A 14,249-nucleotide genomic window follows, 5' to 3' on the forward strand; every position below is an offset into this window, starting at 1 on the left:
GGCGCGTGTCCCGCCGGCTCAGCCCTTCCAGTTCTTCAAGGCCCCGAAGGGGCTGAGCGCGGGATCGGCAGCCGGCGGATTGAGCACCGGTTCGACCTGCGCGATGGCGTCCGCCAGGGAGAAGGCCGAGCCGCTGGTCAGCTTGCCGCCGGCCGCATCCTTGTGGCCGCCGCCGCGGAAGCGCCGGGCGCCGTCGAGGGCGGTCTCGTTGTTCGAGCGGAACGACATGGTGCCCGCCCGCTGCACGTTGAGGACGCGCTTGGCCCGGCCGCTCTCCATGATGAGGTCGGAGACGCGCTGGAAGGTGCCGGAATCGAGCCCGAAGGACATCAGCGTGCCGTCCGACAGGGGGTGGAACAGGTCCGAACGGGCCAGCACCCGGGCGATTCGCATGCGGGTGGTGAGGCTGCGGTCGTCGTCGGGCGCATCGGCCAGATAGGCGTCGAGGATGGCCTTGCGCAGGGCGGGCACCTGCCCCTCGATGACGGCCGGGGTGGCGCCGTCGCCGAGGAGGCGCGCCACCCCGAGGAGGAGGTCGCCGACGAAGCGGTCGTGCCAGGGATGGCCGATCGGCACCAGGTTCGAGACGTTGTCCCAGAACACCTCGTCGAGGCTGAGGCCGATGCGGAACTCGGGACGGTCCTTGCGCCAGAGATCGACGGCATCGACCGCCGTCACCAGCGCGCCGAGGATCGGGTCCTCGCCGGTCTCGCGGGCCGCGTAGAGCGCCCGGTGCTCGTAGGTCATGCGGGTGGCGCAGCGGGTCTCGTCGATCAGCACGACGACGTCGGGGTCTTCGAGATCGAAGCGCAGCAGGCCCGGCACCTCGGCATCGGCCTGCGGCGCGAGATCCTGCGCCCGCATCTGGTCGACCGACGAGGCGTGGTGATCGAGCACGATCAGCTTGTGGCGAGCCGCCGGCTCGCGGCGACGGTTGAGGGCGGCGAAGTTGCGGATGAAGGTGACGGCCACCGCCTCGAGGCCGAGGTCGGTCATCAGGATCATCTCCGGCACCGCCACCTTGCCGAGGCGCTTCAGCTCGGTCTCGACCACGGGGCCGACATCGGAATAGCGCGGCACGTGGACGATGCGGGCGACGTCGACGAACTGGCCCGCGACGGTCGAGGCACCGTAGCCGTCGAGGTCGTGGTGGGTGATCTGGGTGATGTTCAAGAACCTGTCCTCGGGCGAATCGCGAAGCCGGCGCTTCGGCTGTCCTGGCCGCCCTTATGCGGCAGCCCTCGGCCGGCGGCGAGCCCCCGCAGGCGCTGCGTCGGTTACGCCGTGGATCGGAACGCCACCGGGCTTGATTCCCGCGCCGAGACCGGGATTCTGCGAACAGACCACGAACACGGGCGAAACGATCGGGAGGGGCGTCCGCGATGGACCCGGGCGAGGCGGACGCGATCCGCAAGATCATCCACATCGACATGGACGCGTTCTACGCCTCCGTGGAACAGCGTGACGATCCCGCCCTGCGAGGACGCCCGGTGGCGGTGGGGGGATCGCGCGAGCGCGGCGTGGTGGCGGCGGCGAGCTACGAGGCGCGGGCCTTCGGGGTACGCTCGGCCATGCCCTCGGTGACGGCGCGCCGGCTCTGTCCCGACCTCGTCTTCGTCAAGCCGCGCTTCGAGGTCTACCGCGGGATCTCGGAGCAGATCCGGGCGGTCTTTGCCGAGCATACCGACCTGATCGAGCCGGTCGCCCTCGACGAGGCCTATCTCGACGTGACGCGAAACCGGCAGGGGCTGCCCACCGCCACCGCGGTGGCTCGCGCGATCCGGGCCTCGATCCGCGCCCAGACCGGGCTCGTGGCCTCGGCGGGCGTCTCCTACAACAAGTTCCTGGCCAAGGTGGCGTCCGACTTCCGCAAGCCCGACGCCCTCTTCGTCATCACCCCCGCGATGGGGCCCGGCTTCGTCGAGGACCTGGCCATCGGGCGCTTCCACGGGATCGGCCCCGTCACCGAGGCGCGCATGAAAGCGCTCGGCATCCTGACCGGGCGCGACCTGCGCGCCCTGAGCCTCGACGCCCTGACGACGCGGTTCGGCGCCGCTGCCCCCTATTACTACGGCGTCTCGCGCGGGATCGACGAACGGCCCGTGCGGGTGAACCGGGTGCGCAAATCGATCGGGGCGGAGAACACCTTTTCGGAGGATTCGGCGGATTACGACGTGCTCGCGGGCCGCCTCGTCCCCCTGCTCGACAAGGTCTGGGGGGCGGCCGCCGCCAAGGAGGTCCGCGCCCGTACCGTGACCCTGAAGGTGAAGTTCGCGGATTTCGAGCAGATCACCCGCGCCCGCTCGCTGGCAGGCTTCGTCGCCGACCGCGCCTCGTTGGAAGAGATCGTGCGGGTGCTCCTGCGCGACCTGTTTCCGCTCCGGCGCAGCGTGCGCCTGCTCGGCGTCTCGCTCTCGGCCCTGGAGCACGGACCGGCTCCGGAGCCGCGACAGCTCGGGCTCGGCCTCTGAGGCGTGCGTCGGCAGGCCGGCTTCACGGGCAGGCCGTCGCCACGGCGATGCGCCGGCCGCGCCGCAGGACGACGATCAGCGCGAGGCCGAGCGCCGCCATCGCGGCTCCCGCGACCGAGACCGCCGGATAGCCCCAGCCGAGATCGATCACGCCGCCGCCGAGGGCCGCACCGATCGCGTTGCCGAGATTGAAGGCGCCGATGTTCAGCGCCGAGGCGAGGTTGGGGGCGCGATCCGCCTCGGCCATCACCCGCATCTGCAGGGGCGGCACCAGGGCGAAGCTCGCGATGCCCCACAGGAAGATCAGCGGCGCCGCGCTCAGCCGCGAGGTCATGCCGGGCGCGAACAGCAGGAGCAGGACAATCAGCGCCAGCAGCGACGCCATGATGGTGCCGTCCACAGAGCGGTCGGCCAGACGGCCGCCGGCCCAGTTCCCGACCGTCAGTCCGACGCCGTAGATCACCAGCATGGCGCTGACGAAGGCGGCACCCGCCCCCGCCTCGATGCGCAGGATCGGGACGATGTAGGTGAAGACCGTGAACATCGCGCTCGACCCCAGCACCGTGAGGGCCAGGGCGGCGAGGACCGGGGCGCGGGCGACGACGCGCAGTTCCGAACCCATGTCGGGCGCGTCCGCGACGGGCAGCGGCGGCAGGGCCAGCCGCAGCGACACCATCGCGATCACGCCGATGCCGGCGATGCCCCAGAAGGCCGCGCGCCAGCCCAGTGCCTCGCCGACCCAGGCGGCGAGCGGCACGCCCCCGATGGTCGCGATGGTCAGGCCCGAGAACATCGCCGCGACGGCGGCCGCGCGACGCTCGGGCGGCACGAGGCCGGCCGCCACCACCGAGCCGATACCGAAGAAGGCTCCGTGATTGAACGAGGTGACGATCCGGGCGCCGAGCAGCATCGTGTAGCTGTCGGCGAGCGCCGAGAGCAGGTTGCCCAGGGTGAAGATCCCCATGAGGCCGACCAGAAGGGCGCGTCGCGGCATCCGGGCGAAGCCCAGGGTCATCAGCGGTGCCCCGATCAGGACGCCGAGCGCATAGGCGCTGACCAGCAGCCCCGCCGTCGGGATCGAGACCCCGAGATCGCTCGCGATCAGCGGCAGCATACCCATCGGGGTGAACTCGGTGACGCCGATGCCGAAGGCACCGATGGCCAGGGCCAGCAGGGATGGATGGAGGGTCATGGCATGACGTCCCGGCACAGGATTTTTGAGCAGTTGTTCCGGGCATGCACATGATACCATCCGGAACAGGGCGGTAGTCCCGTTTCCGGATCGACATCTGTGCGTCAGGAGCACGAATGCAGCGCGACAAAATCGATCGTACGGGGGAGATGGCGACGTTCCTCGCGGTGGCGCGAGACGGCAGCCTGTCCGCCGCCGCCCGCACGCTGGGACTGACCGCCTCGGCCGTCAGCCGCATCGTGGCGCGCCTCGAAACCCGCCTCGGCGTCCGGCTGATCGTGCGGACCACCCGTACCCTGCGCCTCACCGCCGAGGGCGAGAGCTATGCCCGGGCGGCGCGGCGCATCCTCGCCGACATCCAGGAGAGCGAGAGCGCCATCGCCGATCAGGCCTCGCCCCGCGGCCGGGTGCGGATCAGCACCGCCTCGGCCCATGGCCGGCTGGTGATCGTGCCGCTACTGGCGGAGTTCGTGAGGCGCTATCCCGGGATCTCCGTCGACATCGATCTCAGCGACCAGATCGCCGACATCCTCGGCGGACGGGCCGACGTGGCGATCCGCTTCGGAACCCTGCCCGACAGCCCGCTCACGGCGCGACGGCTGGGCGAGACGGGCCGCACGATCGTGGCCTCGCCCGCCTATCTGGCGCGTGCCGGGGTGCCGGTCGTTCCGGCCGATCTCGCACGGCACAATTGCCTGGATTTCAATTTCCGCCGCGCCGAGCCCGGCTGGCCGTTCCGCGAGGCGGGGCGCGATTACCTGTTGGCGGTCGGCGGCAACATGACCGCGAATAACGGCGAGACGCTAGTGCAACTCACCCTCGACGGGATCGGCATCACCCGCGTCGGCCATTTCCATATCGTCGACGATCTTGCGAGCGGTCGCCTGGTGCCGTTGCTGGAGCCCTACAATCCGCAGGACCGAGAGGCCATTCACGCGGTCTTCGTCGGCGGCGCCGCGATGCCGGCCCGCATCCGGGTCCTCATCGACTTCCTGGTGGAGATGCTGCGGGCGCCGACCGGGGCGGAGGGCACCCCGCAGGAGGACGGCGCAAACGAAAGGGGCGCTACCCTTTCGGATAGCCCCCCCTCGGATCGGCAGGCCCCGCGAACGGGGCACGCGATCTCCCTTAGTTGAAGGGATCGATCTCGGCGGACTCGTAGCTGGTGACTTCCATGCCGACGCAGATCTCGGAAACGATGGGGGCGGACCACTTCATGACGTCACTCCTGGTTGGTTATGGTTGGAAAGAGCCGAACCCGACAGGTTCGACGCGTCTTCGAACTCAGGCCGGGCCTTAGTTGAAGGGATCGATCTCGGCGGACTCGTAGCTGGTGACTTCCATGCCGACGCAGATCTCGGAAACGATGGGGGCGGACCACTTCATGGGATAACTCCTTCGTGCTCGACGCCCTTGATATGCCGTTGGGTTGGGCACAATACAAGTGGACGCTACACTTATATTTCTCATAGGGTTGGCGGATATCGCGGGTCCAACCCTGGGTTTCAGCGGAAACTCTACGCCGTCCGAGGCTCGAACCGGCGATATGGTGCTGGATTGGAACCCGCGCGTGTCTCGCGTGCGATCCGCCTCGGAGATCGCGCGGTGGCGATGGGGCGGGACCCAACCCGCTCCGCCGGGGGAAAGATCCCGGCCCAGTCGGATTCGGCTTGACGCCCCGGGGAGGGGAGGCGCACTCACGCGCCGCCGAGCGGTTCCGCGCGTGATTCCCTGGTGTTTCACAACGTGCGGTGCGCCCCTCGGCTCCCTCTCGACGAATCCAATGCCCAGCGACAGTCCCGACCGATCGCCCGCGCCGTGCCCGGCCGCCTCCGCCCCTCGCGCCTGACGCCCCGCTGACCGGGCGCGGGTGCCCGATGCGGACGGCCGTTCACGGCCGGATCGCGCGCCCCTGCGAGGTGAGCCCATGAACGAGATCGCCCCCTTCCCGGCCGGCATCGACCCGGCGGTCCTCGCCGCCCGCCTCTCCGACGAGCGTGCGCCCGACATCGTCGAGGCCCTGAACGAGGAAGCTCCCGAGGTCGCCGCCGCCATCCTGCTGGGCCTGCCGCTGGAGCGCGCGATCGAGGTGCTCGACCAGCCGGAACTCGATTGCGCGGCCGACATCATCGAGATGCTGCCGCGCGACCGCGTCGCCTCCTACCTGTCGGGCATGTCGGCGGACCGGATCACCGACCTGTTCCGGGAGATCGAGGAGCCCGGACGCTCGGACCTGCGCGCCCGGCTGGACGCGGAGACCCGCGGCGCCGTCGACCATCTGAGCGCCTATGGCGAGGAGACGGTCGGCTCGCTGATGACGACCGAATTCGTCGCCGTGCCGGGCAACTGGACCGTGCAGCAGACTCTCGACCACGTCCGGCACGTGGAGAAGACGCGCGAGACCATCTACGCGATCTTCGTCCTCGATCCGCGCACCCGCGCCCTGACCAAGGCCGTACCCCTGCGCCGGCTGATCTCGGGCGATCCGGGCGACAACGTGCTCTCGGTGGCGCCGAACCGGCGCCCGCTGGCGGTGTCGCCGACGGCCAGCCGCGAGGAGGCCGCCCGCCTGATCTCGAAATACGACCTCCTGGCCCTGCCGGTGATCGACGCGGTCGGCCACGTCATCGGCATCGTCACGGTCGACGACATGATCGACGCCATGGTGGAGAAGCAGACCCAGGACGTGCAGCGCTTCGGCGGCATGGAGGCACTGCCCGAGCCCTACATGGATATCGGCTTCGGCACGATGATCCGGAAGCGGGCCGGGTGGCTCTGCGCCCTGTTCCTCGGCGAGATGATGACCGCCACGGCAATGCAGGGCTTCGAGGGCGAGCTCGAAAAGGCCATCGTGCTGACCCTGTTCATCCCCCTGATCATGAGTTCGGGCGGCAATTCCGGCAGCCAGGCGACGTCGCTGCTCATCCGCGCCCTGGCGCTGCACGAGGTGCGCCTGCGCGACTGGTGGCGGGTGGCCCTGCGCGAATTGCCCACTGGCCTCGTGCTCGGCATGATCCTCGGGGTGATCGGCATCATCCGTATCGTGATGTGGCAGAAGATCGGATTGTACGATTACGGCGAGCACTGGATGCTGGTGGCCGCCACGGTCGGAGCGGCGCTCGTCGGCATCGTCACCTTCGGCTCGCTCACCGGCTCAATGCTGCCGTTCCTGCTTCAGCGACTCGGTTTCGATCCCGCCACCGCCTCGGCGCCCTTCGTGGCCACGCTGGTCGATGTGACCGGGCTCGTCATCTACTTCTCGGTGGCGATGCTGATCCTGCGCGGAACGCTGCTGTAGGGTCGACCGGGCGGGCCGGCCGATCCCGTTCGGAAGGCCGGCATCCGACTGCGTCCGTCGCGACAGGCGGGGTTCGAACGCGGGGTTCGGACGCGGGCCTCAGACCCGGGGCCGCAGGCTGACGTCGCTCAGCACCGAATTAGCCAGGCGGTCGGGACCGATCTCGTTGGCGGAATAGCCCACCAGGGCCGCGAGGCTTTCGCGGGCACGCCAGACCCGGCTCTTCACCGTGCCGATCTTGCAGCCCATCACGGCGGCGGCCTCGTCGTAGGTCATATTATCGATGGCCACCAGGGTCAGCGCCTGCCGCAGGGTGCTCGACAGGCGCCCGATGGCGGCGTTGACATCCTCCAGGTCGAGGATTCCACTCTGCGCCGGCAGAGTGACCAGCTGGGCGGCGTAACTGCCGTCGCCATCCTCGACCTCGTGGACCCGCTTGCGCTGGCCTGAATAGAACGTGTTGCGCATGATGATGGTGAGCCAGCCGCAGACGTTGGTGCCGGGCGTGAAGCTCTCGCGGTACATCCAGGCCCGCAGCATCGTGTCCTGCACCAGATCGTCGGCGCGCGCGGCGTCACGGGTCAGGGAAAGGGCGTATTTGCGCAGCCCCGCCGCGTGATCCTGCAGACCCTGACGCACCTCCGCTGTGAGCGACTCGCCCCGGGCCGCCAGCACCGCCTCGAGGCGGGCGAGGAGGACGTCGAACCGGTCGGGCTGCTCGTCCTCCAGAGAGGCGTAGGTCTCGCGCAGATGCTGGCCGAGGGATCGTCGGATCGACGGCGCGATCTGCGGCGCCTCATTCGAGGTCAAGCGAGTCGGTACATCGGATGCGGATCGCGCTGTCATCCAGTCTCTTCTCGGGCAACTGGGAACGATAAAGGCCAGCAACTGGCCGGTTCCCTTCAGTTGCCGAGAGTGTGCAAAACCAGGAACACACTCGCATCAACACAGGTTAATGGGAAGACTTTCGTAGATCTACGGCACGTTTCCGTACCATTCCGTGCCAAAGTCATTGGATACAGCGAAGATTATTTAGTTTCCTCATGGAACAAAGCCGCAAAAAGCCCGCCGCGGCCGAAGCCGGGCGGGCCAAGTCTGGGGAGGAACGCATGATGCGTAGTCGGTCAACCGGCGCACGCGGCACGTGTTCACTGCCGAAAGCGCCGAGCTCATCGACGTCCGGGAGCACGACAGCGTGGTGGTGGTGACTGGTGGGTGCCGGCCCTGCCGGCTGGCCCGTCGAGATCAGGCTTCGTCGATCAGCCGGATGTATTCGGCCTCGGGCACGCCGTAGCTGTCGCCCGCGACCGCCAGCAGACCGGCCCGGTCGAGCACCTCGATGCGGCCGCGGCGGGCCTTGATCAGGCGGTTGCCCTCGAGCATCTGCAGCGCCAGCGTCACCGTCGTGCGCTGGACGCCAAGCATGAATGACAGGAAGTCATGGGTCACGGTGAGTTCGTCGCCGATGACCCGGTCGTGGCACATCAGGAGCCAGCGGGCGAGCCGGACCTCGATGTTGTAGCTGGCATTGGCGAAGGCCGTCTGCGCCGTCTGAACCAGCAGCGTCTGGACGAAGCGCAGCAGCAGCTTGCGCAGGGTCATGCTGCGCTCGGTGGCCGAGGTCAGCTCCGCGGCCCCGATGGCGATCATCTCGCCGGCATTCTGCACGAAGTGATCGTAGGGCGTGCGGTCGCTGCCGAGCAGCACCGGCGCGGCTCCCACCACACCCTCGGGCCCGATGATGCCGACCTCGACCTTGCTGTTCCCCGACGTGGTGATCGAAGCATAGCCCGCCTCCGGGAAGAAGAGGTCCCGGATCGGCTGATGCGGCTGGATCAACCCCTGGCGCAACTCCGTCGGAAGCGAGCGCAGATGCGGCTGAAGCAACGCGAAATCGCTTGGCGCGAGACGTTTGAGCAAACGGTTACGAACGGCAGATTGCTCTAGCAGCGACACGGCCTTGTCCCTTGGGGCAAGAGCACAAATAGTCTCTCGTGAACCCATACACAGGAATATATACAAGCGATCCCCGACTATCTGTACGATGCGAGACAAAGGCAAGCCCGCAAAGACGTCTGTCGGGTAGTCGACATTCGCCGAGTGTCGGGCACCACACCGAAGCCGAAGACCGGTGTTCAACCCAGCAAATTCGGATTTATAAGCCAGGAAGCTGGGGCAAATTCGTGGGAAATCCCTGGCTTGGTCGATGCTGGAAGACGCTTGCGCCTGCCGATGCAAGGGAACGATGCGCTGAGCGTCGCCTCTCCTTGCCCGGCTCTCGGCGATAGGACGCGCTAGTCGGCCCATGGGCAGGATGAACGGGCCGAGGATCAAGCAATAGTGACAGGTCATGCGAAGTGGAGCGTGAGCATCCATCACCTTGCTTCCTCGCATGCGTTGCGTGCGGGTCGATGAGGCCGGGATCACGCAGGACGGGATTGGTCCTCGACGCCGGCTCCGAAGTGGAAAGCCGCGCGGTTCGACCGCTCATCCATAAACTCGAGCGCTTCGGACCTCTTGCGGAGCCCGAACGGGACCTCCTGACCCGTCTCGCCGCCGAGGCCAGCCTCTTCGCCCCGCGGACGGATCTCGCCCACGAAGGCGAAATTCCGAACTGCCTCTTCGTCTTTCTCGAGGGCATGGCCTGCCGCTACAAGGTCCGAAGCAGCGGTGCGCGTCAGATCCTCGCCTATCTGGTGCCGGGTGATTTCTGCGACGTCGATGTCGGCCTGCTGACGCGCCGGGATCATGCGATCAGCACCCTCTCCAGCTGCCGCGTGGCCCGGATCGAACTCGATACCCTCCAGGACCTCCTCGTGAATCAGCCGTCGCTGATCCGGGCGATGCGTCGGGCGACGCTGGTCGACGACGCGACCGCGCGCGAATGGCTGGTCAATGTGGGGTCCCGCTCCGCGATCGAGCGCATCGCCCATCTGTTCCTGGAACTGCTCCTGCGCTTGCGGGCGATCGGGCTGACGCGCGGCGACAGCTACGATCTGCCGGTGTCGCAGCTCGACCTCGCCGAGACGACCGGGCTCTCCACCGTTCACGTCAATCGCACGCTCCAGGACCTGAAGCGCCAGGGCCTCATCGAGCTGCGGTCCCGTCTCCTGACGATCCGGAACGTGCCACGACTGGTCACCCTCAGCGGCTTCAATCCACGGTACCTGTCGCTCGAGACGGTCGGGCTGCCCTGAAGGGCCTCGTGCGGCCGGGCGGGGCCGCCCGCAACAGTCGGTCGCAGCCGTGCCTTCCTCCGGCGAGCCTTCCTCTTACGGGCCTTCCTCCGGCGGGCCTTGCTCCCGCGTGCCGTGTGCCGACCTGAACCACCGTCCAGGGGCCCGATTTCCGAAGCGCCCCGTCTCTGCTATCGCGGTCCGATCTGCAGGAAGCCGGGAGGCGCGGGCGAAGGCCCGGCCGGATGCCGGGCTCAAGGATCCGGTCATCCGATGACGTCATCCACCGAACGGTCCGGGTCCTACGATCTCACCGGCAAGCGCGTCCTGGTCGCGGGGCATCGGGGCATGGTGGGTGCGGCGCTGGTGCGCCGGCTCGCCTCGGAGAACTGCACCATCCTGACCCTCGGGCGGGACAATGTCGATCTGCGGCGCCAGGCCGAGGTCGAGGCCTGGATGGCGGCGGAGCGGCCGCAGGCCCTGATCCTGGCCGCCGCCAAGGTCGGCGGGATCGTGGCCAACGACACCTATCCGGCCGACTTCCTCTACGACAACCTCATGATCGAGGCCAACCTGATCCAGAGCGCCCATGCGGTCGGCGTCGAGAAGCTGCTCTTCCTCGGCTCATCCTGCATCTATCCGAAGATGGCGGCCCAGCCGATAACCGAGGACGCGCTTCTCACCGGGCCGCTCGAGCCCACCAACGAATGGTACGCCATCGCCAAGATCGCCGGATTGAAGCTGTGCCAGGCCTATCGCCGCCAGCACGGGGCCGACTTCATCTCGGCCATGCCGACCAACCTGTACGGGCCGGGCGACAATTACGATCCCCAGGGCAGCCACGTCCTGCCCGCCCTCCTGCGCAAGGTGCACGAGGCCCGGCGCGACGCCCGCGACCGCATCACGCTTTGGGGCACCGGAACCCCGTTCCGCGAGTTCCTCCACGTCGACGATCTGGCCGATGCCTGCATCTTCCTGATGCGGTCGTATTCGGGCGACGGTCCGGTCAATGTCGGCTCGGGCCAGGAAGTCACCATCCGGGCGCTGGCCGAGACCATAGCGGACGTCCTCGACTGGCAGGGGCAACTGGACTTCGACACCACCAAGCCCGACGGCACCCCGCGCAAGCGCCTCGACACCTCCCGCCTCGAGGCCCTCGGCTGGCGGCCGCGGATCGGCCTGCGCGACGGGATCGCGGAGGCCTATGCGTGGTTCCGCCACCATCACCCCGAGGCCTGACCCGGCCGGTCCCGGGGGCGCCCCCGGCGAGCCCCGCCCGGCCCGGCCGCCCGCGCCCCTCACTCCCCTCCCGACGCCCTAAGGAGCGACGCATGTCCACGACGCAGAAAACAGCTTTGATCACGGGCGTCACAGGACAGGATGGCGGCTATCTCGCCGCCCTGCTGCTCGCGAAGGGCTACATCGTCCACGGCATCAAGCGCCGCTCGTCGTCCTTCAACACCGGACGCGTGGACCATCTCTACGACGATCCCCGCTTCGCGCGGACCGACTTCCACATGCATTACGGCGAGCTGACCGACGCCACCAACCTGATCCGCATCATGCAGGAAACCCTGCCGGACGAGGTCTACAACCTCGGTGCCCAGAGCCACGTCCAGGTCAGCTTCGAGACCCCGGAATACACCGCCAATTCCGATGCCATCGGCACCCTTCGCCTGCTGGAGGCGATCCGCATCCTGGGCCTGAGCGAGAAGACGCGCTTCTACCAGGCCTCGACGTCCGAGCTCTACGGCAAGGTCCAGGAGGTGCCCCAGCGCGAGACGACCCCGTTCTATCCGCGCAGCCCCTACGCGGTGGCCAAGCTCTACGCCTACTGGATCGCGGTGAACTACCGCGAGGCCTACGGCATGCACGCCTCGAACGGCATCCTGTTCAATCACGAGAGCCCGACCCGGGGCGAGACCTTCGTCACCCGCAAGATCACCCGCGCGGTCGCGGCGATCGAGGTCGGCCGGCAACCGACGCTGTATCTCGGCAACCTCGATGCCATGCGCGACTGGGGCCATGCCCGCGACTACGTCGAGGGCATGTGGCGCATCCTCCAGCAGGAGGTGCCGGACGATTACGTGCTGGCCACCGGCGAGATGCACTCGGTGCGCGAATTCGTCGAGCGCTCCTTCGCGGTGGTCGGCCGGACGCTGGTTTGGAGCGGGGAAGGCGTCGACGAGCAGGGCCTCGACGCCAAGACCGGTCAGGTGCTGGTCAAGATCGATCCGGTGTATTTTCGGCCGACGGAGGTCGACCAGCTTTTGGGCGACCCCACCAAAGCCCGCGAGAAGCTCGGCTGGACCCACACCGTCACCTTCCCGGATCTCGTCGACGAGATGGTGCGCGCCGACCTCGCCGCCGCCCAGGCCAACCACTGAGGGACGACGTCCCAATTCTGCTTGTCCAACGCGAAACGCCCTCCTGTCCGATCGGACGGGAGGGCGTTTCGCTGATGGTCGACCGGTCTTGGAGACGACCGGGCTTGGAACGGTCATCCGGCGGCGAATCAGTCGATGGCGCGGGCCACCGGGCAGGCCGAGCGGATCGTCTCCGGCAGAGCCGTGTAGTCGGAATACCCGGCCTCGCGCGCCATCGCGTCCAGGGCAGAACTCGCGTCGAGGGCACTGCCGGTCCAGAGAACGGCGCCATTGGTCTGCTGACGGACTTCGAAGATGCTCATGATTGGTTAACCCTCGCGAAGGAAAGGTCTATCCCTCTCTCAACGTGATGCGTGGCGAAAAGTTGCAGGGTTTCTTGCTCCCCGACCGCTCGTCGGCGCCGCGATCGGCCGTGCCCGGGGATACGCCATGAAAACGCCGGCCTCCTGCACCAGACATCGGCCTCCCGTCGTCGCCGAGCGAGTCATGCAGCCCCTTCGCTCCCCGATGTGCGGTCCCGGATCCCGCTTCGCCATCGCTCTCGCCGCTTCCCTCATGGCTGGCGCGTTCGCGACAGGTGGCAGGGCCTGGGCCGCCGAGCCCGCCTCCGTGCCGGAGCCCGCCGCGGTGGCGCCGGCCGTCACGGTGGTCGCAGCCGTGGAGCGCGCGGTGATCGAGCGCGCGGTGGTCACCGGAACCCTGGTGCCCCGCGACGAAATCCTGGTGGCTCCGGAGATCGAGGGCACCCGCATCACCGAATTGCTGGTGGAGGAGGGCGCGCAGGTCGCGCGCGGCCAGCCCCTGGCCCGCCTCTCCCTCGAGATGATCGTGACCCAGGAAGCCGCCAACGTCGCCACCCTGGCCAAGGCGCAGGCCGCGATCGTCCAGGCCCGCAGCCAGATCGTTCAGGCCGAGGCCGCGCAGGTGGAGGCGAACCTGGCGCTCGAGCGCACCCGCAGCCTCGTCCGCACCGGCAACGCCACCGCGGTGACCTTGGAACAGCGCATCTCGACCGCACAGGGCAACGAGGGCCGTCTCGCCGCCGCCCGCGGCGGCCTTCAGCTCGCCCAGGCCGATCTCGAAACCGCGCGGGCGCAGGGCGCCGAGATCGCCCTGCGCCGCGCCCGCACCGAGATCCGCGCACCCGAGGCGGGGATCGTCAGCCGGCGCACCGCGCGGGTCGGTGCCACCGCCACGGCGGCCGGTGAGCCGATGTTCCGGCTGATCGCCCGCGGCGAAATCGAGCTCGAGGGAGAGATTCCCGAGGCCTGGATGCCGCGCCTGCATGTGGGCGACCCGGTCCAGCTCGATTGGGACGAGGGCCGGACCCTGCGAGGCCGCGTCCGCCGCATCGATCCGGAGATCGACCGCGCCACCCGCCTCGGCCGCGTCCGCATCAGCCTCGATCCCGACCCCACCCTGCGCATCGGCGCCTTCGCGCGCGGCAAGGTCGAGGTCGCCCGCCGAACCGGCGTCGCGGTGCCGCTCTCCGCCGTGCTCTACGCCGCCGATGGTGCCGCGAGCGTCTTCGTGGTGGCGAAGGACCACGTCGAAGCGCGCCGCATCGTTCCGGGCCTCGCGGCCGAGGGCTTCATGGAGATCCGCTCCGGCGTGCGGGCGGACGAGGCGGTGGTGGCCCGCGCCAGCAGCTTCCTGCGCGACGGGGATCGCGTCCGGGCCGTCGTCCCGCCCCTGAAGGCGGCCGATGCCGCTCCCCGTTGATCG

Annotated in this window: 14 protein-coding genes; 7 read left to right on the forward strand and 7 right to left on the reverse strand. The window is 68.6% G+C overall.

Features of this window, described 5'->3' with window-relative positions:
• Positions 1 to 18: 18 nt before the first annotated feature.
• Entirely contained in the window at positions 19 to 1,173 is a 1,155-nt protein-coding gene (locus tag ASF60_RS07580) for a hypothetical protein (protein ID WP_056182860.1), read from the reverse strand.
• A gap of 209 nt (positions 1,174 to 1,382) precedes the next feature.
• On the opposite strand from ASF60_RS07580, the gene dinB reads away from it, so the two are divergent.
• Entirely contained in the window at positions 1,383 to 2,471 is a 1,089-nt protein-coding gene (dinB, locus tag ASF60_RS07585) for a DNA polymerase IV (protein ID WP_056182864.1), read from the forward strand.
• Between the two features lie 22 nt (positions 2,472 to 2,493).
• On the opposite strand, the gene ASF60_RS07590 is transcribed toward dinB, so the two are convergent.
• Complete coding sequence (locus ASF60_RS07590; protein ID WP_056182866.1) at positions 2,494 to 3,663, reverse strand: MFS transporter; 1,170 nt, start codon at positions 3,661 to 3,663, stop codon at positions 2,494 to 2,496.
• Positions 3,664 to 3,779: 116 nt separating this feature from the next.
• On the opposite strand from ASF60_RS07590, the gene ASF60_RS07595 reads away from it, so the two are divergent.
• The gene (locus tag ASF60_RS07595) at positions 3,780 to 4,799 is read left to right on the forward strand and encodes a LysR family transcriptional regulator (protein ID WP_082507807.1); all 1,020 of its coding nucleotides are present in this window, start codon (positions 3,780 to 3,782) and stop codon (positions 4,797 to 4,799) included.
• On the opposite strand, the gene pqqA (ASF60_RS07600) is transcribed toward ASF60_RS07595, so the two are convergent.
• The gene (gene pqqA, locus ASF60_RS07600) at positions 4,792 to 4,881 is read right to left on the reverse strand and encodes a pyrroloquinoline quinone precursor peptide PqqA (protein WP_056182869.1); all 90 of its coding nucleotides are present in this window, start codon (positions 4,879 to 4,881) and stop codon (positions 4,792 to 4,794) included. The genes ASF60_RS07595 and pqqA (ASF60_RS07600) overlap by 8 nt on opposite strands.
• Positions 4,882 to 4,959: 78 nt before the next feature.
• On the reverse strand, positions 4,960 to 5,049 hold the full coding sequence (gene pqqA, locus ASF60_RS07605) for a pyrroloquinoline quinone precursor peptide PqqA (RefSeq protein ID WP_056182869.1): 90 nt from the start codon (positions 5,047 to 5,049) through the stop codon (positions 4,960 to 4,962).
• Positions 5,050 to 5,590: 541 nt separating this feature from the next.
• Between pqqA (ASF60_RS07605) and mgtE the strand changes: the two genes are divergently transcribed.
• Entirely contained in the window at positions 5,591 to 6,961 is a 1,371-nt protein-coding gene (gene mgtE, locus ASF60_RS07610) for a magnesium transporter (RefSeq protein ID WP_056182871.1), read from the forward strand.
• A 99-nt stretch (positions 6,962 to 7,060) separates the two neighbouring features.
• On the opposite strand, the gene ASF60_RS07615 is transcribed toward mgtE, so the two are convergent.
• Positions 7,061 to 7,771 carry a sigma-70 family RNA polymerase sigma factor gene (locus ASF60_RS07615; RefSeq protein WP_244478362.1) on the reverse strand — a complete coding sequence of 237 codons (711 nt, stop codon included), beginning with the start codon at positions 7,769 to 7,771 and terminating at the stop codon, positions 7,061 to 7,063.
• Positions 7,772 to 8,206: 435 nt separating this feature from the next.
• Positions 8,207 to 8,917 carry a Crp/Fnr family transcriptional regulator gene (locus ASF60_RS07620; protein WP_082503671.1) on the reverse strand — a complete coding sequence of 237 codons (711 nt, stop codon included), beginning with the start codon at positions 8,915 to 8,917 and terminating at the stop codon, positions 8,207 to 8,209.
• Between the two features lie 482 nt (positions 8,918 to 9,399).
• Between ASF60_RS07620 and ASF60_RS07625 the strand changes: the two genes are divergently transcribed.
• The 3 genes from ASF60_RS07625 to gmd all read left to right on the forward strand — a co-directional run bounded on the left by ASF60_RS07625 (position 9,400) and on the right by gmd (position 12,524).
• Positions 9,400 to 10,158 carry a Crp/Fnr family transcriptional regulator gene (locus ASF60_RS07625; RefSeq protein ID WP_244478363.1) on the forward strand — a complete coding sequence of 253 codons (759 nt, stop codon included), beginning with the start codon at positions 9,400 to 9,402 and terminating at the stop codon, positions 10,156 to 10,158.
• 252 nt (positions 10,159 to 10,410) lie between these two features.
• Positions 10,411 to 11,376: a GDP-L-fucose synthase gene (gene fcl, locus ASF60_RS07630; protein ID WP_056182881.1), complete on the forward strand. Its 966-nt coding sequence runs from the start codon at positions 10,411 to 10,413 to the stop codon at positions 11,374 to 11,376.
• A gap of 92 nt (positions 11,377 to 11,468) precedes the next feature.
• A complete protein-coding gene (gene gmd, locus ASF60_RS07635) occupies positions 11,469 to 12,524 on the forward strand; it encodes a GDP-mannose 4,6-dehydratase (RefSeq protein WP_056182884.1) in 1,056 nt (351 codons plus the stop codon).
• Positions 12,525 to 12,652: 128 nt separating this feature from the next.
• Here the strand turns inward: gmd and ASF60_RS25115 are convergent, their stop codons facing one another.
• Positions 12,653 to 12,826, reverse strand: a complete 174-nt coding sequence (locus tag ASF60_RS25115) for a hypothetical protein (RefSeq protein ID WP_200935809.1) — start codon at positions 12,824 to 12,826, stop codon at positions 12,653 to 12,655.
• 184 nt (positions 12,827 to 13,010) lie between these two features.
• On the opposite strand from ASF60_RS25115, the gene ASF60_RS07640 reads away from it, so the two are divergent.
• Complete coding sequence (locus ASF60_RS07640) at positions 13,011 to 14,246, forward strand: efflux RND transporter periplasmic adaptor subunit (RefSeq protein WP_443136741.1); 1,236 nt, start codon at positions 13,011 to 13,013, stop codon at positions 14,244 to 14,246.
• Positions 14,247 to 14,249: the final 3 nt, after the last annotated feature.

This window comes from Methylobacterium sp. Leaf113 (genome assembly GCF_001423325.1).
Classification (GTDB): domain Bacteria; phylum Pseudomonadota; class Alphaproteobacteria; order Rhizobiales; family Beijerinckiaceae; genus Methylobacterium.